Here is a 23066-nt window from a genome sequence, read left to right on the forward strand (position 1 = left end):
TAAAGATAAACTAGTGCAGATGTTTGTAGTTTTACAAAACGTCGAGTACAATAGAAACGTACAATGTGCTAAAAAACAATATAAAGAGAGGTGTCGTGAAATGGGTTTTACAGATGAAACAGTACGGTTTGATTTTGATGATAGCCGCAAGAAAGAAATCAGTGAAACACTGGCTATCGTGTATCGTGCATTAGAAGAAAAAGGTTATAATCCAATCAATCAAATCGTCGGTTATCTCCTTTCTGGCGACCCGGCTTACATTCCTCGTTATCGGGATGCCCGGAACTTGATTCGTCGTCATGAACGCGATGAGATTTTGGAAGTTTTGATTCGTTATTACTTAGGAAATCACGGGATCAACCTATAATGAGAGTCATGGGTTTAGATGTCGGTTCACGAACAGTTGGTGTAGCTGTTAGTGATCCTATGGGATGGACTGCGCAAGGGATCGAGATCATTCGAATCAACGAAGATGAAAATGACTTTGGCTATGATCGTCTTGGAGAATTAGTCAAAGAGTATGAAGTGACTCGTTTTGTGGTGGGACTGCCCAAGAATATGAATAACACCATTGGTCCAAGAGCAGAGGCTTCACTAGCTTACGGCAAGGCCATCGAAGAACGTTTTGATTTGCCTGTTGACTACCAAGACGAACGCTTGACGACTGTTCAAGCAGAACGAATGCTAGTTGAACAAGCCAACACATCTCGTGCCAAACGTAAGAAAGTCATTGACAAATTAGCAGCAGTAATGATTTTGCAGAATTATTTAGATGGTGCTGGAAAACAACTGTTTTAGTTTACAGAAAAGAGGAAAAAAAATGTCAGAACATACGCATGATCACAATCATGATCACAACCACGACCATGAAGGTCACGAACACATTACATTGGTCGATGATCAAGGCAATGAAACATTATACGAAATTCTTTTGACAGTAGATGGACAAGAAGAATTTGGACGCAACTACGTGTTGCTTTATCCAGCTGGAGTACCAGAAGAAGAAGATGTCGAATTACAAGCCTATGCCTACGTTGAAAACGAAGATGGTACAGAAGGCGAATTAGAACAAATTGAAACAGAAGCTGAATGGGACATGATCGAAGAAGTCTTTAACACATTCATGGCTGAAGAAGAATCTGAATAAAGAATTGATGGCTGAACCTTTGATAGTCAAGGGTTCAGCTTTTTTATCTAAAAAACCGTCAGAAATGAAATAGCTCATTTCTGACGGTTTTTTTTTTGAATTTTACCACAGCCAGTTTTACATAAATCAGTTAACTAGAAAACAAAGTTTGTAGTTTTTGATGATGGACTTCTAGAAGGCGTTGATATAAATCAGTTTCGAAATCACTGTAATGGCAATAATCAAGGACCGTATATTTAAAAGGATCTAGGCCCTTCGGAATCAGCAAAGGTGACCCTAAGATGATAAAGTCATATTCTTCAGTGATTGGAAGTGTCAGCTGTTCGATAGCAACAAATGGGATCTTTTTGCCTAGGTTTAAGATCTCAGCGGAAATCAGATGCTCAGAAACATTGACAAAACCAACTTTCAACTTATAGTTTTCGTCGATTTCTGAATAATACGGATAAAGCAAACAAGCTTGGATGAAAGCTAATTCACTTACACAAGATTTCAGCCACGTATAATTTTTCCGTTGGGAAAATTTTTTCCAGAAGCCTTCGATTTTGATTGTCAAGATATGTAAGAGTGGGTACTTTTCTTTGATATACGAAGAAATAAACAATGTGGTCAAAGGGATTTTTTGTTTGAACAAGCTAAAGTTACCAATCGATAGGTAGATGTTCAAATATAGAGCTGGCTCATTTTCAAAATGAAACGTACCGATAAACGTCTGACAATGGTCTTGGAATTCGTCCAAAATCTCCTTGGGGTCATTACTTGGTTGCTGATAAGAATGTTGGATGATCGGCAGACGAATGTCTTGGTTGGAAGTCAGAAACGGCCAATAATAAAACAAATAGAACAAAGAGTTTACCTCCAAGAGGTCTAAACGCAGATTGGCGATCTTGAAGAAATCGTAAAAGAAGTTGAGGTCTGTACCACTTGGAATGAAAGAATCCCTTGATAAGTGATAGATATCAGTAAAGTGGCTGTTTTTGATCCTCAGCAAACAAATCAGACAATGGAGACTGGCTTGTTTTTTTCCTAAGTCAAACTTGTTCTTATGCTGTGCTTCTTCATGTTTATAAATCAATGCTCTCACTTCTTGGCTATAAGGAACTATGTCCAAACTTTCACCTAATGATACAAACCAAAAGAAATTAAAAAAGAGGATACGAATCAACATTTCGGAACCTGACAAGGTCAGATTCGATAAATTCAAGTTGATATTGTATTCCTTCAAATATTCAACCAGCTTTTTTGTTTGACGAAAACAGGTCGAGCGACTGATATAGTGCCGGTTACAAAAAGCAGCGAGATCGTCGTCCTCTTCTATTAGCATACTGAGCAACAATTTATAAGGAACACTTTCAGTTGAAAGGTAATGTTGGTATTGGGTGTATTGAACAAGTTGTTCATTGACGGTTAACTTATTTTTACTATGTAATAGCTTGATGGTAGTAAATTTTTCTAAATCATCTTGGATTGCGCTCAAGATTTTTTTGAAGCGTGCAGGGCCGTAATAAAAATCCAAGTTTTCCCGCACCTGATCTATGCTGTATTCCCCGGGTGAGAGTGTCATCAACTTGCCGTAGACACTCAATTTCGTTCTGGCATGATCATCTAACAAAATTTTTTCAATCAATTGATCACCTTCCTTTTTTTGTAATTATTATTATTAGCGTATTTAACTTCTCTTATAAATACGTGTCTCAGATTTCTAACAAGTCTATACAAGGTTTAGAAATATTTCTATTTCACTTGTCTCAAAAATAGCGTTCAGCGAGTATGCTTTTTGAGAGAAAAGAAATAATCCATGATTTTAAATAACGATATCTATTTTTTTTTGCTTCCTTGTTAGTGTGTTGAATGGATATAAATAACTATAATTGAATATTTAGAAGCTGAAGGGGAAAGAATTAGAAATATTAGTGAATCTTTTCTTTTTTTTTTATTATCTATTTGAATTTTAAAAAAATTTCGAAGGAGGCACTAAAAATGAAAATGGGAAAGCATCTTGTCCTTCTTAGTTTGTTGGCCATCTTTTTCATCGCTTACTTATATTCTCAACACATAAACAAGGTAGTAGCAAATGATGAAGATGTTGTTGATGTAGTAGAGGTGCTGAAAAATGATTATGGAGAAGTGACTATCAAGCAAACAGATGATCATTTGATCCTCTTTTATCGCTTAAATGAGTCAACACAAGAAAGACGATTTTTATTTCAGCTGCATCCCAAGGATGCAGCTGAAAACAATTTGCTTGCTTCTTACACTTCTCAGGAATACCAAGAATATACAGATGAGAAGCAACAGAAATGGATAGGCAGTGATTTTTCGCAGGGAGGTGTCGAAAAAGAATGGAATGTCGCATTGCCAAATACTAATAAAGAGTTTCAACTCAATATTCAGATTGAAGAAAAAGCAGGAAAGTTACTTTTATCAGAAGCCGCTTCTTATCCATTCTCTATCGCTAATGAGAAGAAAGAGCCGTCAACCACAAGTGAAGAAATAGCGGAAACAACAGCATCCTCTGAAGTATATGATACATCAGAGGATTCCTCGGTCATCTCGGACGAGTATCATCCGTTTGACCAGCCGCAATTGTTCAACGGACAGGTGAGTTCCGATGGATTAGCTACGATCGAACCAGAGTATGTAACGGATGGGCAAGGTACTTATCCGAAAGCGATGTGGCAACCAAATAATAATCAGTATGTACGAAATCACCAAGGCAATCGTCAGGAAAAACAACAATGGGATGGAGTGACTAATTGGGATGGTGATCCAACCAATCAAAATAATTCTTATATTGAATATGGGGGGGAGAAAGAAGCAGCCGATTATGCGATCCGAAAATTTGCTAAAGAGACAGCAACTCCAGGTTTGTTTGATCTGTATGTAAATGTCCGAGGTAACACGCAAAAGGACATTCTTCCACTTGATATCGTATTCGTTGCAGACTGGTCTGGGAGTATGAATGAAGAAAATCGGATCATTGAGGTGAAAAATGGCATTGACCGATTTATTGATACATTATCAGATAGTGGCGTGACGGAAAAAATCAACTTAGGGTATGTCGGATTCTCAAGTGAAGGATATAGCAACCGTACGATTCCGCTAAAAGCCTTTGATAGTGTAAAAGAAGAAATCAAAGCAGCAACCCCTCTTTCAACAAGTGGCGGAACATTTACTCAAAATGGGTTACGACAGGCAGAAGAATTATTATCAGAACAAAATGGACACAAAAAAGTGATCGTTCTCTTAACCGATGGCGTTCCGACTTGCTCGTATCAAGTATCTAGTGTAATGGACGATGAAGATGGTAGTTATTATGGTACAGCCTTTAGCGGACGTATTGATCATCCAGACTATACTTCGAAAATCTCCCCCCCTTATCTTGCTTCAGTAAGCAACCAATCTTCGCAACGGCGTTGGATCAATTCGACATTTATTGCTACGATCGGTGAAGCAATGGCATTGAAGCAACGAGGAATCGAAATCCATGGGTTAGGAATCCAACTACAGGGGGATGAAACCGCAGGACTCACGAAAGAAGAAGTCGAGAGTCGAATGCGGAAAATGGTCTCGAATGGGGAGGATGGGACACTGTATTACGAGTCTGCAAATGATTCCTCAGATATTGCTGATTATTTAGCCAGAAAAGCTGTGCAATTGTCTGGGACCGTCGTTGATGGGAAAATCACTGATCCGATCATTGAGCCATTCGTTTATGAAACAGAAAGTGTTTCTGTTAAAAGTGTCGGAACGAGTCCTTTATCTGTTGAACCGATTCTAGCCATTGAGGATTCTATCATTCGAGTCGAGCAAATCTATTTAGAAAAAGGCCAAGAGATCCAACTGCATTATCAAGTTAGAATCCAAACAGAAAGTAAAACATTCGAACCAGATAGGTGGTATCAGATGAATGGTTCGACCACCTTTCAGCCAACGTCCAACCCAGATGTAGTTGCTAAATTTGGTATTCCATCAGCGAAAGCGCCCAGTGTTTCTCTTGATTTCTTCAAAGAATGGGAAGAATTTGATGAAGATCTGACAACGCGACCAGAAAAAGTGATCTACGAAATCAAGCGAAGGGGGATCACTCAATCATCAAGTTGGGAAAATGGCTATATACAATTAAATAAGCCGGCAAAGGACGAAACAAATCGTTGGGAGCGAACAAAAGTCACCAAAGTTTCAGAATCTAGTGAAGAAATCAGAGAAACCCTTGGGCTACCGAAATACAACAATCTAGGGCAAGATTTCCACTATGAGGCGGTCAATGAAGAAGCGGTTCCCGGCTATCAATCAGAAAAAGTCAATGCAACGACTTGGAAAAATACAAAACAATTTGTCCCTTTAGACTTAAAAGTAACCAAGAAATCTTCTGCAAATGATCATCTCCTAAAAGGCGCGGTATTCCAACTAACGATTGAGGAGCGGGAGATTCAGCTGATCGATCATCAAGATGGTACGTATTCGTTGCCAGAAGGAACACTTCTTGAAAAAGGAAAAAACTATACATTGACAGAAATCAGTCCACCCACTGGACACGAACGCTCAGAAAAGCACATGTGGGATATCGCGATTTCTAATAATGGCGCAGTAACAGTGGACGGTCAAAAAACAGCAGTTGACGACCAAGTCATCCAGTTGACAATCGAGAACACTTTTTTAGACCTTCCGATCGCTATAAGAAAGTATACAGAAAAAGGCAAAGAAAAAGTAAATTTGGCAGACGCGACCTTTGCATTACAAATAAAAGCGGATAAAGGAAGCTATCAAACACTGAAAGAAGCCACCACAGCGGCATCAGGATTGGCGCAATTTACCATCCAAAAATCTGGCAAATACCGAATAGTGGAAACCGCAGGACCGCTTGGCTATGATACGATTCCAGGAAATTATGAGTTTGAAGTTGATCCTTATGGAACGATTGAATATGACGGGAAAAATGTAGAACATGCAGCAGTTTGGACGCTGACACATAGCAATCAAATCAAACCATTTGATTTAACTGTCTTAAAGCAAACAGACACAGGTCAATCGTTAAAAGGCGCGGCATTCCGACTATCTGGTTCAGCTGAACAAATCGAATTACCAAGTGATGAAACAGCAATCGACACCTTTGTTTTTGAAGATCTCAAACCCGGGAATTACACGCTGGAGGAGATCAAAACACCAGAAGGCCATGTCGGGCTAAAGGAACCAGTGCAAATTGTTATCCAAGAGGATGGCGAAGTGACAATAACTGGAGAACCAACAGAAGTGCACTTACAAAGTGGGAACAAAAACAACCAATTGCAATTAGTGGTTACCAATCAGGCGTTGCTCTCTCTGCCGGAGACCGGCGGCATGGGAGGGCTTGGCATCATTGCTAGTCTCAGCGGCATTGTTTCATTTGCCATCTATTTGTTTTTGCGAAGAAAAAGGGAAATCAATGAGAAGCACTATTGATTAGAGGATTCCTTTTTTGTTCATTGTTGGTTCTGAAATGGAGTGAAAAAATGGTTTTCTTGATGGCAAATTGATCGTAGGAAAATTCATTGTTTATTAAAAGAATAGGAGTAAAGAAAATGAAGAAGAGAAAGCATATCAAACGATTGGTACTATGTTTTATTTCACTAGTAACATTGGCAGCATTGATTTCTATCCAGCACGTGTATGCTGATGGAACTGAGGTGCAACTGGTGATCCACAAGAAGAAAATGTTGGATTTTCCAAGTCAAGGGATCCAAAACACAGGGAAGGAAATGGCAGAGTTTGATGACTATCAAGGACTAGCTGACGTCACCTTCCATGTCTACGATGCGACCACAGCATTTACTAAAGCAAGAGAAAACGGCGCAACGATTGAAGAAGCGAAAGCACAGGTGCAATCACAAACTTTTAGCACAGCTCTTTTTTCAGGCAGTACGGATACCCATGGGGATCTTTCTTTATCATTGCCCAAAAAACAAGCAGGAAAAGATGCCGTCTATGTGATCAAAGAAGCGGCAAAACCAGGGGTGACTGCTGCTGCAAATATGGTCGTGGCGTTTCCTGTGTATGAATTGATCAAACAAGCAGACGGTACGTATCAATATGGAGCAGAAGAACTATCGATGATTCATTTGTATCCTAAAAACATTGTTGAAAATGATGGCACACTGCAAGTCACGAAAATTGGTTCCGCTGAGGGTGAAGCACTGAACGGTGCGGAATTCGTCATTGTCAAACAAGAATCAGAGGTAACAAAATATATACAAGGCGTTGCACAAGGTATGTATACATGGACGTCAGACAAATCAAAGGCGAAACACTTTGTCAGCGGCAATCGTTATGAAATAGGAGAAGAGGACTTTGTCGAGAGTGCTGCGGCTAAAGGACAAATGATCGTCGCTGGTTTAGAGGTCGGAGAGTATGTATTGGAGGAAGTCAAAGCGCCTGAAAATGCTGAGATGATTGCCGACCAAACAACTACGCTATTTACCATCATTTCAGGAAGTCAAATGCCTGTAGCAAAGACGGTAAAAAATGATACGACTAAAGTAGAAAAAGACACGCCCCAATTAGAAGGACAAGATGTAGCCATCGGTGAAGCAATCAACTATGAGATTACCGTCAATATACCTGATGGGATTGCCGATAAAGAGGAGGAGAGCAACAAGTATACCTCATTCAAATTGATCGATAGCCACGATCCTGCATTGACATTTATGAATCAGTCCAAGGGAGAAACAAGCTATGCACTCTATGATGGTGAACGTCTCATTGATACTAATAATTATCAGATCACTGAACATGCCAATGGTTTTACAGTAGCAATTGCGCCCACATATATCCCTTCCCTGACTCCAGGTGGAACGTTGCGATTCGTTTATTACATGTATTTGAATCAACTAGCAGATCCGACGAAAGGTTATAAAAACGAAGCAAATGTCGATAATGGTCACACGACAGATCAAACACCACCGACTGTTGAGGTTCTGACAGGGGGAAAAAGATTTATAAAAGTAGATGGGGCAGTGATTGAGCTACGGCCATTGGCAGGTGCATCGTTTGTCGTACGCGACGAAAATTCGGCGACCGCGAACTATTTGATCATTGATCCAGTCACAAAAGCAGTGGCGTGGACGAATTCTCCGGAGAAAGCAACAACTTTCAATACAACGAACGATGGATTAGTAGACATTACAGGATTAGCTTATGGAACCTACTATTTGGAAGAAACCAAAGCACCGAATAGCTATATCAAATTAAATGAACGAATTGCTTTCAAAGTAGATTCACAATCTTATGCGGTGGCGAATAAATTGGTTACTCCAGAAAAAGTACCAAACAAACAGAAAGGAACATTACCAGCAACTGGCGGCGAGGGAGTTACTTTGTATATTGGTTTAGGCGTCGTTTTATTGACGATAGTAGGTGTCTACTGGATAAAAAGATATAAGGCTTAGTGTCAAACGAAGAACGAATGGATAGCTGAGGAGAATGAAATGAAGCAAAAAAAAAGGCATCCTTTAGATCTAATCATGCTATTGGTATTTTTTATCGGTATCCTCAGCTTGGCGTATCCCTTTGTTAGCGATACATTGAATGACTATCTCGATCAACAAATCATCAAAAACTATCAGAAAAAAGCAAAATCTGAACATGCGTCAGTGATTGCTGAGTTGAACAAGCAGATGCGTGAAGCAAATGAAAAAATGGCATCAAATGAACCTAAGACAGAAGCAGACCCATTTTCCAAGGAAAAAAAGGAAAAGCAGAACTCGCTGAAATCTTATATAGAAGCACACACGATAGGTGTTTTGACGATCCCGAAAATCAATGTCAATTTACCAATCTTTGATCAGACGACAACAAAACTATTGGAGAAAGGGGCCTGTCTGCTCGAGGGAACTTCATATCCAGTCGGAGGAGTATCGACACATGCGGTACTTTCTAGTCACCGAGGATTACCACAAGCAAAACTCTTTACAGATCTACCTCGGTTACAGATAGAGGATCGCTTTTATATCGAAATCAATGGTCAATATCTTGCGTATCAAATCGATCAAATACAAACCGTCGCGCCGACAAAAACAGAAGCACTTCAGATCCAAGATAACCAAGACCTGGTCACACTAGTTACTTGCACCCCTTATATGATCAATAGTCACCGTTTGCTGGTTCGCGGACACAGGGTCGCAGTTGAGCAAGAGGAAATAAGCGCGTCATTGTCAAAAGTGCAGCAAGCAAAACGAACGACCTTTTTACTCGTGACTGGTTTGATCGTTGTCCTTTTGATGCTGTCTTTGGTGATGGTGATAAAACATTTTACAAAAGTTAAAAATACATGTAGTTTTAAAAACTAGATGCAAAAGTTTTGGTAATCAGATAGTTTTTCGAGTATAATGGAGTCGAAGAAATGAAACGGAGTGGATCAAGATGGAGATAGAATTTAGTCGAAAGTATCAAATCATCAATGAAGTATTAAATGCAGTGACCCATGGGATCGCAGCGTTGTTAAGTTTGTTTTGCTTTAATTTGCTGATGGATCGCGCCCATACCACCTTAGATTATGTCGCTTTTGCGATTTATGGAAGTTCGCTTTTTCTGCTTTTCTTTTCCTCTACGTTATTTCATAGCCTGATTTTTACGAAGGCAAAGAAAGTTTTCCAAGTATTCGATCATTGCTCGATCTATCTCTTGATCGCTGGTACGTATACCCCATTTTGCCTCTTAGTCGTACAGGGAATGGCTGGGTTGATCTTGCTTAGTGTCATTTGGACCACCGCAGTAATAGGGATTATTTACAAATCTTTGACGTTGACAAAAACGAACAAAGTATCGAAAGTTTCAACGATCATCTACAATGTGATGGGGTGGGCAATCATTGTTGTCTTACCTAAGCTCTATCAGAATATCGATTTGACCGGATTACTACTGTTAGTTGCTGGAGGAATCGCTTATTCTGTAGGCTCGCTCTTTTATAGTATGAAAAATAGACGATTCACCCATGTAATCTGGCATTTGTTTGTCATGTTAGGTGCAGCATTGATGTTTTTTGCGATTTACGTAAGTAATTAAGACGTTGTGCATGATGAAATAAGAATGAACAAATTGTTGGGACATAGGTTCGTTACACTCTCAAAAAAACAGAAGCACTCGAAAATGGTTTATTTTTCGAGTGCTTCTTGTTTGAAAAGGGAATCCGAGGAAATCCTTTATGACTAAAGCAAAAACGTGCCGAGCAATTTAGCTCAGCACGTTTTTTTACCTTATTCTTCTACTATTTTAGCTGATGCAGGCAAGCAGCGGTTGACGGCAATCGCAACGGCCATCCCAATGAAACTATCGATCACCCGGTTAAAGGCATAAAGATAGGATTCAGTTTGGGGAACCATAAATAAAATCGTCAATAGGGTAGCACAGGCACCGACCGTTCCTTCGTGATAGTCGAATTTCACTAATAATGCGATCATCAGCATGATAACGAAAGGAATCGATAGCAGCTGAACAAGGTGTGTGTAGCCAAAAAATTTAAAAATTCCGATACAGATGATCGATGCTAATGCGCCAAAGGTATTTCCAGCAATCCGATGCCGGCCGTATTTGACAGTAGTCCCATGATCTTCTCTTAAGGTAAAGACAGCGGTGATCGTTGAAACAACGTATGTCTCACGCTGTAGAAGAAAACTTAGAAGAATACAAATGAAGACGCTGATCCCCGTTTTTAGATTTCGCAAACCAAATTTTAATCCGAATAGATTCAATAATGCCATCCTTTCATAAGAAATCATCTTAACCCTTTCAAACGAATCATATCATACCATAAGCTGTATTTGCTAGTGAAAAAAAGTCCGAAAGGTTGCTGCAAAGGCTTTTCTTTGTGAAAAACCTTCGTGGCTCTCCTGGAGAATACGTCAATCAGCTTGAGAGTGATCAAAAAAGAGTGACTACCAGCGTTGGAGCGAATCAGTTGCTTGGCTGACCAAACAAGCGTAACATAATATTGTAAACGTTATCTTATTGGAGAGCAGGGATAGGGATGGAAAAAATTTATCAAGCAAGTACGGCAGAAGGCGCAGTCGATTTTATCAACATGCGTGATTTAGAAGAGGCAGCAAAAGAAGTGATTCCCAAAGGAGGCTATGGCTACATCGCCAGCGGTGCGGGAGATACCTTCACTTATCGAGAAAATGAACGCGCATTCAATCATAAGCTGATTATTCCTCATGTCCTCAAAGACATTGAATTACCAGACACCAGGACTACTTTTTCCGGTGATACATTAAATGCACCGATCATCATGGCTCCGGTGGCCGCTCATGGCTTGGCCAATGTCAATGCGGAGAAAGCCTCAGCAAAAGGAGTTGCGCGCTTCGGTACAATTTACACAGCTAGTTCTTATGCTTCCTGTACGCTAGAAGAAATTCGGGCAGCCGGCGGAGAACAAGCACCTCAGTGGTTTCAATTCTATATGAGCAAAGATGATGGCATCAATCGGGATATTTTGTCGATGGCGAAACGCAATGGTGCCAAAGCGATTGTTTTAACGGCGGATGCCACAGTTGGTGGCAACCGAGAAACGGATCGCCGTAACGGCTTTACCTTTCCATTGGCTATGCCAATTGTGCAAGCTTATCAGTCTGGAATCGGACAAACAATGGATGCGGTATATGGCTCCTCCAAACAAAAACTGAGTCCTCAAGATGTGGCGTTCATTGCGAAGGAATCTGACTTACCTGTTTATGTCAAAGGGGTTCAATCAGAAGAAGATGTAGCACGTGCGTTAGATGCTGGAGCACAAGGGATTTGGGTCTCAAATCATGGTGGCCGTCAGTTAGATGGTGGACCAGCTGCTTTTGATTCTTTACAGATCGTAGCAGATGCCGTCGCTGGCAGAGTTCCGATCGTCTTTGACAGCGGTGTGCGCCGTGGGCAGCACGTCTTTAAAGCAATCGCCTCTGGTGCTGATCTAGTGGCGATTGGACGTCCAGTGATTTACGGATTAGCGTTAGGCGGTTCAACAGGCGTTCAGCAAGTGTTCGATTTCTTCAAAAAAGAATTAGAGATGGTAATGCAATTAGCAGGGACTCAAACGATTGCAGATATTCGCCAAGCGAAACTACGGGACAATCATTATATGTAATAAAAAATAGTAATAAAAAGAGCCTTCCTCTGCCGCACGCAGCCAGAAATTCAAAGAACTGAAACCTTTGAAAGCCACGGCAGCGGGGCTTTTTTTATGGCTTTTTTGTATCTGGGTTGATTATAGGAAATCACCGGTATCAAGAACGAACTGCTACGATTTATTTGATAGTAACAGTGTATATGATTTTGAAAAGGAGAGAAAACCCTGTACACTTAAATTAACGAAATCAAAAAGGAGAGGGTAAAATGATTCCAAAAATCATTCATTATTGCTGGTTTGGGGGCAATGAATTAGGGGAAAGCGAACAGAAATATATCGAAACCTGGCGCAAATTTTGCCCAGACTATGAGATCAAACGCTGGGATGAATCAACGATCGATCTTTCAAAATTTGGTTCTTACTTACAAGAAGCCTACAAACAAGAAGAATGGGCCTTTGTTTCTGACGTTGTTCGTTTGTATGCATTAGTGACAGAAGGCGGCATTTATATGGATACCGATGTCGAAGTGGTGAAACCATTAGATGATCTATTAAACTATGAGGCATTTATGGGATTTGAGATCGAAACCAAAATTTCCACCGGTATCATCGGTGCAGTGCCTCATCATCCTTTCATGGAAGAATGGTATCATGACTATGATGATCGTGAATTTGTGCGAGCAGAAAAAACGGAAGATGTAGTAACCAACGTCATTCGAGTCACTGAATTGTTGCAGGAATATGGTCTGCAACTAAACAATCAGCGTCAAACGGTTAAAGGGGTAGAAATTTTCCCGCAAATGACTTTCTCGCCAAAAAGTTATATTACCGGCGAAGTTGAGGAAGATCCAACTACTATGGTGATCCACCAATTTTCCGGATCTTGGCTATAAACAGTTTTTTACTGATCCGATAGTTCGTCAAGCAGAATCCCAGCAACAGTTGAATGGGCGCCTGCTGACGAACTATTTTTTATTGTCTTTGGCAATGAATTATGCCACAATAGAACGAAATGAAATGGATCGGAGTGAGAGTTTATCATGGGAATTATCCAATGTACACCGGCTGACCTTGTTGAGTTGAAAGCCATCAGTATTGAGACGTATCAGGACACATTTGCGCCATATAATACGGAAGAAAATATGCAAGCTTATTTAGAGGCTGCTTATCATTCAGAAAAGTTGCACAAAGAACTGAAAAATCCGCAGTCTGCTTTTTTCTTTTTGCAAGAAGAAGCAATTGCTGGTTATCTAAAGCTTAATTGGGGAACAGCTCAAACTGAGCCGATTGCACCAGAGGGACTTGAAGTTGAGCGGATCTACATCCGAAGTGACTACAAACGCCGCGGCTATGGTCAGCAATTGTTGTCTTTTGCGGAAGAGTTTGCCAAGGCAAAACAAAAGACGTCTTTGTGGTTAGGCGTATGGGAACACAATGCCAATGCATTGGCTTTTTATAACAAGATGGGCTTTCGACGAGTAGGCAGTCATTCTTTCTTCATGGGGGATGATGAACAGACCGATTATTTAATGGAAAAACAAATATGAAGAGAGTCACTCTTCTTCGATTCGTTGTTGTTGAAAAATCAAAGTCGAAAACCTGTCGATGAGAGATGCCATTAGTGACTTCGAAAGAGGGAGCAAGAGGAGGATGAAAATTCCTTTTCAATTAATAGAGCTTCCAGTATAGTAGTAAATGACTAACTAAAAAATGAAAATTATGGTGACAGATGAAGGAGACAAGAATGGGACAACAAAAAACTGAAAGTGTATTATCACGATTTTTAAAAGGAGTCGTTATTGCTTTAGGATTTATTTTGCCGGGGGTCTCCGGTGGAGTTCTAGCAGCAATTTTAGGGATCTATGAACGAATGCTGCGTTTTATGGCACATTTAACGAAAAACTTCAAAGAAAATCTGCTCTTTTTCTTACCAGTAGGGATCGGCGGGATCGTTGGGATCGGGCTTTTATCGAAACCGTTAGAATGGCTGCTGCAAAATTATCAGATTGTCGTCTTATGGGGATTTGCCGGAGCCATTATTGGTACATTGCCTGCACTTGCAAAAGAATCGACTTTTAAAAGCAAACGAACTATGGGGGATCTGTTTTGGTTCTTTGGTACAATGATCATCGGTTTCTTATTTCTTTATTTCATGGGTGATATTCTAGGAACGATCCCAGCAAACTTTTTAGGATTTGTTTTGGCCGGCGGATTGATTGCATTAGGTGTGTTGGTGCCTGGATTAAGCCCATCTAACTTATTGCTCGTATTAGGTTTGTATGATCCGATGTTGAAAGGCTTCAAGGGGTTCGACATTTTAGGCGTCTTCTTGCCGATCGCAATTGGTGGTCTACTCGTGATGCTGCTGTTCTCAAAATTGATGGAGTGGCTCTTGGAGCATTATCATTCGAAAGTCTATCACTTTATTTTGGGAATTGTGATTGCATCAACAGTATTAATCGTCTTGCCACCAGTGGCTGATTATAGCGGATTTACTTGGCTGACTGCGGTCAGCGGTGTGATACTGTTTGTTTTAGGGTACTGGTTAGGAGCTTGGATGAGTAAATTAGAAGAAAAATATAAATAACCACTGCGTGGACAAAAAAACAATCGGTCAGATGATCGATTGTTTTTTTATGGAATAGAAACCGAGGCAACCTTTGTCTGAATAGCGACGTTCACACGTACTATCCTCACTCCCCCTTGGAAGATAATCATGAAACGTCGCTGGAAAAAGGGGACAGGATCGAACGGGACAACTTACATCTGATCGCTAAGCGCCCAAATTTAAAAAAGGATATATATAAAAAAGAGGTATCGGACGATCCTGCCCAATACCTTTGTCATAGTGAAATAAGCAGACCAAAGCGTGTTGATTTACCTAAAAAGAGGTAGAAATCACCCAGAAAATTGGGTACAATAAACACGTTGATGTACTGCATTGACTATGGCAAACTTGATGGTCAGTTGCTGCTGACAAATCAAGGCCCTATTCCTTAGTTGCCGCTAAGGGATGGGGTGCCTTTTTTGGTTTCTATTCGCTTTTATTTTATAGAAAGCGAGGGTATAAATCAAGGGAACGTTTCCATATTTAATGAAAAAATGCAAGTGTTTTATTAGAAAAACGTGAAAAGATAACAGAATTCTGTGAGATTTGTCAATAAAAGTCAATATTTATTTATTGATATGAGAAAGACTGAAAAAATAAATTTTTTCCTGTGAGAGCCAAGCCATCAAAGTGATGATTTGGCTCTTTTTTGTCGCTTTTTTAAGGGGGGGGCACTTACGAGTCCTTTATTGTGTTAGGCGCAAAAGTTTACCAACTTAACATGAACTTTTCATAACGCTTACTGGATGTTAACGATTGCTTGATAGGATGGAGTAAATGAGTAATGAGGTGAAAAGATGAATCATGATAGGCTAAAGGTACTTATTGAAAAGAGACTGCCCGATATCCCTGCAAGGGATTGTAAACGAAACACCTCCAAAAGCAAACGGATTTTGGATCCTCAAAAAAGTATCCGGTTCCAACGTGGACTTGCTAAGAAAAAGATGCTAAATGGGCTAGCTATAATAGTAATTAGGAAATGGCTTTTGAGAATCAGCAAAGACCGACAGATGGGGGTGACAAGCTATGTCCATTAAATCGCAAATAACCGAAAAGCTGCTTTTACTAGTTTTGGATGGCTGCCGATACGATACCGCGGTTGAACAGATGGGGATCTTGAATCATCATGTGGATTATAAACAAGCACAACTGATCAAAGTCCATGCTGAAATGCCTAGCAGTTCTCGGCCATTGTATGAAGTGTTGGCTACTGGTGTACCAAGCTACCGGAATGGGATTCTGACCAATGCCGATGGTCAACATTCCAAAGAACTCTCGATTTTTGATCTTGTCAAAGCTGCCGGCGGAAATACTGCAGCTGCAGCACATTATTGGCAAAGTGAATTATTCAATCAAGCACCTTATGAAATCAAACGAGATCGTATTCAACACGACCACAAAAAAAGTATCCAACATGGAATCTTTTATAGTGAAAACCAGTATCCCGATTCACATGTGTTTGCAGATGGACATTATTTACTGCACACGTATCAGCCGAATTTGTTACTGATACATTCCATGAATATCGATGCCGCGGGACATCGTTATACGGCTGTTTCAAAAGAATACCGAAAAGCCGTCAACCAAGCAGACCAATTGATTGGCCTGTATTTGCACGATTGGTTGGCTGCAGGTTATCAAGTGATTGTTACTGCGGACCACGGGATGGATGAATATGGGTTGCATGGCGGAAGCATGGCTGCTCATCGCGAAGTCCCCCTCTATATTTTTTCAGATATTTTTCCGCCAGACTGTGGGATCGAAAAAATGAATCAATTAGAGTTGGCACCACTGATTTGCAGTTTACTAAAAATCGATACTTCTGAACGCATGCAGATTGGGCGCAGCTGATTTGTAGAAACGAACAAAGCCGCTAAAGTCAGGTGCTCAAATTAGGGCATCATTGCTAGAAGTCTATTTGGTTTGGCTTAACGGGCATAAATAGATGGCTTATATCAGATGAATAAGCAAAAAAGTAATCGATTGTTGTTCCGCTACAGAGAACTGTGCCATGAGTGAAAATAAACGGACATTGTAAATGAGAGAAAGTGGCTGCCGCGTCTTGGAAACTGTGAGAGTGCCTAGGTACTATAGCAGCAGTTGCGATCGTTAGAATTTATTGGGTTTTGTTTATATCCGGTCGTTCCGTCTGTTTGTTGACTGTTTATGGGACCGTCTTTTTTAATTAGAACAAGGCAACGAAGTGCTGCTATTCTTTGCACTTTTGGACAAACGACTTTATTTGTCTAAATCTGTGAAAAATAGCAGTTGTTATTTTTGTCACAAATAGAAGATACTGCTACCATGGATTCGTACCAATATTAGGAGGGGATCATATGAGATATACAAACGGAAATTATGAAGCTTTTGCAAGAAGCAGAAAACCGAAAGATGTCGAAAAGAAACAGGCCTATATTGTTGGTGGCGGATTAGCTGGATTAGCAGCAGCAGTCTTTTTGATTCGTGACGGACACATGGAGGGAAAGAAAATCCATGTGCTGGAGGAGCTGTCTCTTTCAGGCGGCTCACTCGACGGCAAATTTATTCCTCATGATGGCTTTGTCACTCGAGGCGGCCGTGAAATGGAAAATCATTTTGAATGTTTATGGGATTTATTCCGTTCGATTCCATCATTGGAGGTAGAAGATGCCTCCGTCTTAGATGAATTTTATTGGTTGGATCATGACGATCCAAACTCATCCAATTGTCGGATCATTCATGATCGTGGCCAACGAGCAGCAGATGACGGAGAATTCACTTTATCAGCAGCAGCCCAAAAAGAGTTGGTCCAACTATTTATGACTTCAGAAGATCAGCTTGTTGGCAAACGGATCGAGGATGTTTTTGGAGACGAGTTCTTTGAATCAAACTTTTGGCTTTATTGGTGTACGATGTTTGCTTTTGAAAAATGGCATTCTGCCATCGAAATGCGTAGATATGTTTTAAGATTCATTCACCATATCGATGGATTGCCTGATTTCACGGCTTTGAAATTTACTCGTTACAATCAATATGAATCGTTAGTTAAACCATTATTAGCTTACCTTGATGCACAAGGTGTCGATTTCCAATATGAAACCAAAGTCATGAATATTGACGTGAAGATCACTGAAGGAGAGAAAATCGCCCAAAGTATCACACTGATGAGAAATGGCAAAGCCCAAGAAATCACTTTGACAGCAGATGATCTGGTGTTTGTAACAAACGGCTCAATCACGGAGAGTTCGACTGAAGGGGATCACCATACGCCTGCCCCTATTACTCATGAATTAGGCGGCAGTTGGAATCTTTGGAAGAACTTGGCTGCTCAATCTCCTGAATTTGGTCGCCCAGAAGTCTTTTATGACAATCTGCCAGCAGAAAGCTGGTTTGTATCAGCGACAGTCACATGGCAAAACTTTGATATTGAACCTTATATTTCTCGTTTGACAAAACGGAAATTACGGACAGGAAGAGTAGTGACCGGTGGGATCGTCACCATCAAAGATTCAAATTGGCTGATGAGTTTTGCGACCCATCGTCAACCTCATTTCAAAGAGCAAGGCGATCAACAAACGGTGACTTGGGTTTATGGTCTATTGTCTAATACACCAGGAAATTATATCAAAAAACCGATTGAACACTGTTCCGGACAAGAAATCGTTCAAGAACTATTGTATCACTTAGGTGTTCCAGAAGATGAAATTCTACGGATCTCTAATGAATCATGTTCAGCGATCCCTGTGTATATGCCTTTCATCACTTCTTACTTCATGTTGCGGGAACCTGGAGATCGTCCGCTTGTGATACCGAATGGTTCACGAAACTTAGCCTTCATCGGCAACTTTGCCGAAACGCAACGTGATACCGTCTTTACGACTGAATATTCTGTACGAACGGCGATGGAAGCTGTCTACCAATTGTTAGCTATTGAACGAGGCGTTCCAGAAGTCTTTGCTTCCGCCTATGATCTGCGTACATTGGCCAATGCGATTTACTATTTATCGGACAAGAAAAAATTGACTGAGATGGAGCTGCCATTTATCGAACGCAAATTAGTAGAAGGATTTGTTAAGAAGACGAAAGATACCTATATCGGCGAAATCCTTGAAAAAAATCATTTAGTTTAACACACTTGAATGCTGTGACATCCGTTACTTAAAGACAGGATACCCGAAAGAATAAGAGAGGCCATGAAACGGCCTCTCTTTTCTTCGGGGTTACATATGTCTGACGGATGGCTCAGTTTTTTTGGAACGATTTCCATGCTGTAGAACCCCCTGTGTGATGTACACAAGAGTAGCGAAAAATAAGGGAACCGCTATCAAACAAATTGCTTCTTTTTAATAATACAGAGTGTTATTCTGTTATATTTGTATTGAACTTTTTCACTCTGTTTGGTATATTGATTGTTAATTAAAAGCTTTTTTTGTTTTTAGTACAGAAGCTGTAATTGTTACGATGAAAGGCGGGAGATTTATGGAAGATGCGACCTATTGGGCAGAGCAATTAACGCAGAAGAAAATCAGTTTTTCGGAATTGACAGCTAGGATCGAAGAAAAAATTCAGCAAGTTGAACCAACGTTAAATGCGCTTGTTTCTTTTGATCGGCAAGCAGCAATTAAGCAGTATGAACAGAATCCGCAAACAAAAGCGGCTTTATTCGGCGGGCTGCCAATACCACTTAAAATATTGGGGCAAAGTAAAGCGGGGTGGCCGGCCACATCGGCGGCTGCATTGTTTGCAAATGCAAAAGCAGAGCAGACGAGTGCATTTGTCAACGGGCTGGAACAGCTAGGATTGATTCCTTTGGGACAAACCAATGCCCCGGAATTTGGTTTCAAAAATGTTACCGATCCAGTATTGTACGGTCCAACACGCAATCCGTGGCAGTCCGCCTATTCGGCAGGGGGATCCAGCGGTGGAGCGGCGGCCGTCGTAGCGGCTGGACTATTTCCATTAGCTGCTGCTAGTGATGGAGGCGGTTCCATTCGTATCCCAGCTTCTTTCAACGGACTAATTGGGTTAAAACCGACGCGAGGAACTATGCCAGTGGGACCGCAAGAATGGCGTAGTTGGCAAGGTGCTTCGATCAATTTTGCATTGACGCTTTCTATGAGAGATACGGAACGTTTGTTTTATGGATTACGAACGTCTCAACCGGCGGCTCCCTATCAGGCACCTAGAATCGAATGGAAACATCATGGACCCAGTCAGAATCGAACACTGAGAGTTGCGTACACAACCGAGTCTCCAGCCGGGAGTCCAGTTTCACAAACTGCTGTCTTAGCTGTCAAGAAAGCTGTCGCATTTTTGGAAGATCAAGGACATCAGGTTACAGAAATCCGTTATCCTGTTGACGGTCAAACGATGATGGCAAGCTATTATCGTATGAATGGTGGAGAGACAGCAGCAATGTTTGCCGAGATCGAGGCAATGCTGCAACGACCAGTGGAACAGAAAGATATGGAGCTGATGACTTGGGGACTGTACCAATATGGCAAAAAATTAGCGGCTGCCGATTATATTCAGGCATTGCAATATTGGGATCAGCTGGCAGTAACGATGGAAGCTTTGTTTGCAGATTATGAGTTGTTTTTGACCCCTGCAACAGCACAAACGGCGCCATTGATTGAAGAGGATTTGCAAAGTGATACGATTCGAAGCGAACTGCAAGAGATAGAAAGACGAACAGCTGCTGCTGCCGGAGACTTGATTTATCAGATGTTCGACAAAAGTTTGGCACTGACGCCCTATACGCAATTGGCCAATCTAACGGGCCAACCTGCAATCAGCCTTCCAACAGCTGTTAGTGAGGAAGGTTTGCCATTGGGAATTCAGTTTATGGCATCAAAAGGCCGTGAAGATTTACTTTTTCAAGTGGGTGAATTGTTTGAACGATGGGAGCAATTTCATTTACCCAAAAAATAACTGTCGATGAATGACGGTTCAAGAATGATTTTCTAGGGGGATAAAGATGGAAACAATCAAAATAAACAAGTGGAAAAATATCGTTGTACTAGGTGCCTTTGTGATGTTGTTAGGTGCTTGCGGAAGTAAGGCTAAAGAGGACAATAGTTTAAGTCGTGTTCAAGAGTCAAAAGAATTGACTGTTGCTACGTCAGGTACGTTATTTCCTTCCTCTTATTACAATGATGACAATCAATTAGTTGGCTATGACGTAGACGTTGCAAAAGAAGTAGCCAAGCGGATGGGTGTTTCGATCCAGTTCAAAGAATACAACGTAGACGGACAAGTGGCGTCCTTGACTAGAGGTGAAGCGGACTTTGCCGCAAATGATTTCGGTCTCAGCGGAGACCGTGGAGATAAGTTTCGTCTGTCTGAACCAATCAAGTATTCATTTGATAGTATGATCGTGCGAAAAAGCGATGATTCTGGCATTGCCTCTCTAGATGATTTAGCAGGCAAAAAAGCAGCGGGAGAACCTAATACAAGCTACATGAAGTTAGCCGAAGAATATGGTGCGAAACTTGTGACCTATGATAATGCCACGAATGACCAGTATCTGACAGATGTGGCAAACGGACGGACCGATGTGATCCTTAATGATTATTATCTGCAAAAGATGTCGGTGGCAGCTTTGCCAGATATTCCAGTTAAAATCTTGGAAGATGTCTACTTCAATCCGAACGAAACAGGTTTTCTTTTTGCGAAAGACAACCAAGCACTGCATGACGAAGTCGATCGTGTTTTAAAAGAGATGAAAGCAGACGGGACGTTAAAAGAAATTTCCGAAAAATACTTCCAAACAGATGTATCTGTACCATCTGACAAAGAGATCCAAAAGGTTGAAAAGTAATGTATATCCCAACTCTTGATCTTCCACTGATGTGGGAGTCGCTTCCTTTTTTACTGACAGGGTTATCCTATACGTTAGGGATTGCCATTGCTTCTTTTCTCGCAGGAAATGCGTTAGGTTTATTGCTGACTTTTCTGGGGATGCTTCAAAACCCTTGGGTAAGAAGGATCGTTCGAGGCTATATCTCCTTTCTGCGAGGAGTACCCGCATTGGTGCTGTTGTTTTTGCTCTATTTCGGATTGCCGTATCAATTACCCGCATTGACAGCTGCCATTATTTGTTTTAGTTTGACTAGCAGTGCTTTTATTGGAGAAATTTATCGAGGATCGATCGCCGGAGTGGATCGCGGGCAATGGGATGCAGCGTATGCTCTGGGATTGAGTTTTTCTAAAACATTACGGTTGATCATTCTGCCTCAGGCATTTCGCATATCGGTCCCAGCATTAAGCAATGTCGCGATGGACCTGTTGAAAGGAACCTCGTTAGCGGCAATGATCACGATCCCGGACATTTTTCAAAAAGCCAAAATTGTTGGCGGCCGGACGTTTGATTATATGTCGATGTACGTGTTAGTGGCGATCATTTACTGGTTGCTGTGTATCGGGATCGAAGCGCTCCAACATCGCTTAGAAAAACGATTTGCTGACCGCTTTGAAAGTCAAAAAGGCTGATCGTCAAAAAAGCTGATCGTCAAAAAAGTAGCTAAAAAAATTCGCTGGTTGGATTATTTATGAATCAATCTCTTTGTTTGTGGTACACTTTACAAAAAAGGAGTTTGGACAATGAAATATGAATGGCGAAAACAAGAAAAAGCTTACTATTTACCAAAAGAACCACAGCTGATCGAAGTGCCTGCTTATCAATTCATTACGTTGACTGGCGAAGGAAATCCTAACCGTCCTGAATTTTCCGAGCAAATCAGTGCACTTTATATGATGGCCTATGGATTGCGCATGGGATTGAAAAAAGGCTCCTTCGGCAATACGCCTTTTGAGTATACGGTATACCCGCTAGAAGGCGTATGGACTTTACCTGAAAAACCACAAGGACCGATTGCTAAAGAAGAGTTGATCTATAAAATCATGATTCGGCAACCGGAACAAGTAACTGCTGATTTAGCCGCCGAACAGTTGACACAAATCATGAAGAAAAAAGAAAATCGTTTTTTGGAACGAATTCGTTTCGAAGAATACCAAGAAGGCTGGTCCGTGCAAGCTTGTCACATCGGTCCTTTTGACACAGAAACAGAAACGTTTGCGAAAATGCAAGACTATTGCGAAGCCCACGATCTATCAATTGTTCCCACGATGGGCAATTATCAGCATCGGGAGATCTATCTGTCAGATCCGCGAAAGACAGCACCAGAAAAAGCAAAAACAGTCTTACGCTGGCGGGTAGCCAAAACAAACAAAGAATCCGCTTGATC

Annotated in this window: 19 protein-coding genes; 17 read left to right on the plus strand and 2 right to left on the minus strand. The window is 41.0% G+C overall.

Annotated elements, in window-relative coordinates; translation table 11 throughout:
• The first annotated feature begins 100 nt into the window (after positions 1 to 100).
• The 3 genes from FE005_RS07890 to FE005_RS07900 are packed head-to-tail and all read left to right on the plus strand — an operon-like array spanning position 101 to position 1147.
• Complete coding sequence (locus FE005_RS07890; protein WP_003127496.1) at positions 101 to 367, plus strand: IreB family regulatory phosphoprotein; 267 nt, start codon at positions 101 to 103, stop codon at positions 365 to 367.
• Positions 367 to 798: a Holliday junction resolvase RuvX gene (gene ruvX, locus FE005_RS07895; protein ID WP_005471772.1), complete on the plus strand. Its 432-nt coding sequence runs from the start codon at positions 367 to 369 to the stop codon at positions 796 to 798. Before FE005_RS07890 ends, ruvX begins: the two co-directional genes overlap by 1 nt.
• 22 nt (positions 799 to 820) lie before the next feature.
• On the plus strand, positions 821 to 1147 hold the full coding sequence (locus FE005_RS07900) for a DUF1292 domain-containing protein (protein ID WP_003127498.1): 327 nt from the start codon (positions 821 to 823) through the stop codon (positions 1145 to 1147).
• Between the two features lie 130 nt (positions 1148 to 1277).
• Here FE005_RS07900 and FE005_RS07905 read toward each other — a convergent pair whose 3' ends face one another.
• The gene (locus tag FE005_RS07905) at positions 1278 to 2774 is read right to left on the minus strand and encodes a helix-turn-helix domain-containing protein (RefSeq protein ID WP_003127500.1); all 1497 of its coding nucleotides are present in this window, start codon (positions 2772 to 2774) and stop codon (positions 1278 to 1280) included.
• Between the two features lie 353 nt (positions 2775 to 3127).
• Between FE005_RS07905 and FE005_RS07910 the strand changes: the two genes are divergently transcribed.
• From FE005_RS07910 to FE005_RS07925, 4 genes are all read left to right on the plus strand, one after another.
• Positions 3128 to 6589: a vWA domain-containing protein gene (locus FE005_RS07910; RefSeq protein ID WP_138371606.1), complete on the plus strand. Its 3462-nt coding sequence runs from the start codon at positions 3128 to 3130 to the stop codon at positions 6587 to 6589.
• A gap of 119 nt (positions 6590 to 6708) precedes the next feature.
• Entirely contained in the window at positions 6709 to 8571 is a 1863-nt protein-coding gene (locus FE005_RS07915) for a SpaA isopeptide-forming pilin-related protein (RefSeq protein ID WP_138371607.1), read from the plus strand.
• 39 nt (positions 8572 to 8610) lie between these two features.
• Positions 8611 to 9471 (plus strand): class C sortase, encoded by an 861-nt coding sequence (locus FE005_RS07920; RefSeq protein ID WP_175413541.1) that lies wholly within the window; start codon positions 8611 to 8613, stop codon positions 9469 to 9471.
• A 73-nt stretch (positions 9472 to 9544) separates the two neighbouring features.
• Positions 9545 to 10186, plus strand: coding sequence for a hemolysin III family protein (locus FE005_RS07925; RefSeq protein WP_021149355.1), 642 nt, complete (start codon positions 9545 to 9547; stop codon positions 10184 to 10186).
• Between the two features lie 191 nt (positions 10187 to 10377).
• Here FE005_RS07925 and FE005_RS07930 read toward each other — a convergent pair whose 3' ends face one another.
• Positions 10378 to 10899, minus strand: coding sequence for an aromatic acid exporter family protein (locus tag FE005_RS07930; protein ID WP_003127505.1), 522 nt, complete (start codon positions 10897 to 10899; stop codon positions 10378 to 10380).
• Positions 10900 to 11147: 248 nt separating this feature from the next.
• Between FE005_RS07930 and FE005_RS07935 the strand changes: the two genes are divergently transcribed.
• The 10 genes from FE005_RS07935 (at position 11148) to FE005_RS07980 (ending at position 23064) form a co-directional block, all read left to right on the plus strand.
• Positions 11148 to 12251, plus strand: a complete 1104-nt coding sequence (locus FE005_RS07935) for an alpha-hydroxy-acid oxidizing protein (RefSeq protein WP_138371608.1) — start codon at positions 11148 to 11150, stop codon at positions 12249 to 12251.
• A gap of 248 nt (positions 12252 to 12499) precedes the next feature.
• Positions 12500 to 13126: a glycosyltransferase family 32 protein gene (locus tag FE005_RS07940; RefSeq protein ID WP_003127510.1), complete on the plus strand. Its 627-nt coding sequence runs from the start codon at positions 12500 to 12502 to the stop codon at positions 13124 to 13126.
• A gap of 147 nt (positions 13127 to 13273) precedes the next feature.
• Positions 13274 to 13780, plus strand: a complete 507-nt coding sequence (locus FE005_RS07945; RefSeq protein WP_005471780.1) for an N-acetyltransferase — start codon at positions 13274 to 13276, stop codon at positions 13778 to 13780.
• Positions 13781 to 13977: 197 nt separating this feature from the next.
• Positions 13978 to 14820, plus strand: a complete 843-nt coding sequence (locus FE005_RS07950; protein WP_138371609.1) for a DUF368 domain-containing protein — start codon at positions 13978 to 13980, stop codon at positions 14818 to 14820.
• A gap of 1053 nt (positions 14821 to 15873) precedes the next feature.
• Positions 15874 to 16692 (plus strand): alkaline phosphatase family protein, encoded by an 819-nt coding sequence (locus FE005_RS07955; protein WP_175413570.1) that lies wholly within the window; start codon positions 15874 to 15876, stop codon positions 16690 to 16692.
• Positions 16693 to 17177: 485 nt separating this feature from the next.
• Positions 17178 to 18950: an oleate hydratase gene (locus FE005_RS07960; protein ID WP_138371611.1), complete on the plus strand. Its 1773-nt coding sequence runs from the start codon at positions 17178 to 17180 to the stop codon at positions 18948 to 18950.
• Positions 18951 to 19299: 349 nt separating this feature from the next.
• Entirely contained in the window at positions 19300 to 20751 is a 1452-nt protein-coding gene (locus FE005_RS07965) for an amidase (RefSeq protein ID WP_138372201.1), read from the plus strand.
• Between the two features lie 46 nt (positions 20752 to 20797).
• The gene (locus FE005_RS07970) at positions 20798 to 21640 is read left to right on the plus strand and encodes a transporter substrate-binding domain-containing protein (protein ID WP_003127519.1); all 843 of its coding nucleotides are present in this window, start codon (positions 20798 to 20800) and stop codon (positions 21638 to 21640) included.
• On the plus strand, positions 21640 to 22311 hold the full coding sequence (locus FE005_RS07975; RefSeq protein ID WP_003127520.1) for an amino acid ABC transporter permease: 672 nt from the start codon (positions 21640 to 21642) through the stop codon (positions 22309 to 22311). The genes FE005_RS07970 and FE005_RS07975 overlap by 1 nt, the downstream gene beginning before the upstream one ends.
• Before the next feature lie 111 nt (positions 22312 to 22422).
• Positions 22423 to 23064, plus strand: a complete 642-nt coding sequence (locus FE005_RS07980) for a GyrI-like domain-containing protein (protein WP_005471783.1) — start codon at positions 22423 to 22425, stop codon at positions 23062 to 23064.
• Positions 23065 to 23066: the final 2 nt, after the last annotated feature.

It is taken from the genome of Enterococcus sp. M190262 (assembly GCF_005843965.1).
GTDB lineage: Bacteria > Bacillota > Bacilli > Lactobacillales > Enterococcaceae > Enterococcus_D > Enterococcus_D gallinarum.

What these genes read in the sequence shown, in the direction of transcription:
- FE005_RS07890 (WP_003127496.1), top strand. Translation starts at nt 101, where the DNA reads ATGGGTTTTACAGATGAAACAGTACGGTTTGATTTTGATGATAGCCGC.
- ruvX (WP_005471772.1), top strand. Translation starts at nt 367, where the DNA reads ATGAGAGTCATGGGTTTAGATGTCGGTTCACGAACAGTTGGTGTAGCT.
- FE005_RS07900 (WP_003127498.1), top strand. Translation starts at nt 821, where the DNA reads ATGTCAGAACATACGCATGATCACAATCATGATCACAACCACGACCAT.
- FE005_RS07910 (WP_138371606.1), top strand. Translation starts at nt 3,128, where the DNA reads ATGAAAATGGGAAAGCATCTTGTCCTTCTTAGTTTGTTGGCCATCTTT.
- FE005_RS07915 (WP_138371607.1), top strand. Translation starts at nt 6,709, where the DNA reads ATGAAGAAGAGAAAGCATATCAAACGATTGGTACTATGTTTTATTTCA.
- FE005_RS07920 (WP_175413541.1), top strand. Translation starts at nt 8,611, where the DNA reads ATGAAGCAAAAAAAAAGGCATCCTTTAGATCTAATCATGCTATTGGTA.
- FE005_RS07925 (WP_021149355.1), top strand. Translation starts at nt 9,545, where the DNA reads ATGGAGATAGAATTTAGTCGAAAGTATCAAATCATCAATGAAGTATTA.
- FE005_RS07930 (WP_003127505.1), bottom strand. Translation starts at nt 10,899, where the DNA reads ATGATTTCTTATGAAAGGATGGCATTATTGAATCTATTCGGATTAAAA.
- FE005_RS07935 (WP_138371608.1), top strand. Translation starts at nt 11,148, where the DNA reads ATGGAAAAAATTTATCAAGCAAGTACGGCAGAAGGCGCAGTCGATTTT.
- FE005_RS07940 (WP_003127510.1), top strand. Translation starts at nt 12,500, where the DNA reads ATGATTCCAAAAATCATTCATTATTGCTGGTTTGGGGGCAATGAATTA.
- FE005_RS07945 (WP_005471780.1), top strand. Translation starts at nt 13,274, where the DNA reads ATGGGAATTATCCAATGTACACCGGCTGACCTTGTTGAGTTGAAAGCC.
- FE005_RS07950 (WP_138371609.1), top strand. Translation starts at nt 13,978, where the DNA reads ATGGGACAACAAAAAACTGAAAGTGTATTATCACGATTTTTAAAAGGA.
- FE005_RS07960 (WP_138371611.1), top strand. Translation starts at nt 17,178, where the DNA reads ATGAGATATACAAACGGAAATTATGAAGCTTTTGCAAGAAGCAGAAAA.
- FE005_RS07965 (WP_138372201.1), top strand. Translation starts at nt 19,300, where the DNA reads ATGGAAGATGCGACCTATTGGGCAGAGCAATTAACGCAGAAGAAAATC.
- FE005_RS07970 (WP_003127519.1), top strand. Translation starts at nt 20,798, where the DNA reads ATGGAAACAATCAAAATAAACAAGTGGAAAAATATCGTTGTACTAGGT.
- FE005_RS07975 (WP_003127520.1), top strand. Translation starts at nt 21,640, where the DNA reads ATGTATATCCCAACTCTTGATCTTCCACTGATGTGGGAGTCGCTTCCT.
- FE005_RS07980 (WP_005471783.1), top strand. Translation starts at nt 22,423, where the DNA reads ATGAAATATGAATGGCGAAAACAAGAAAAAGCTTACTATTTACCAAAA.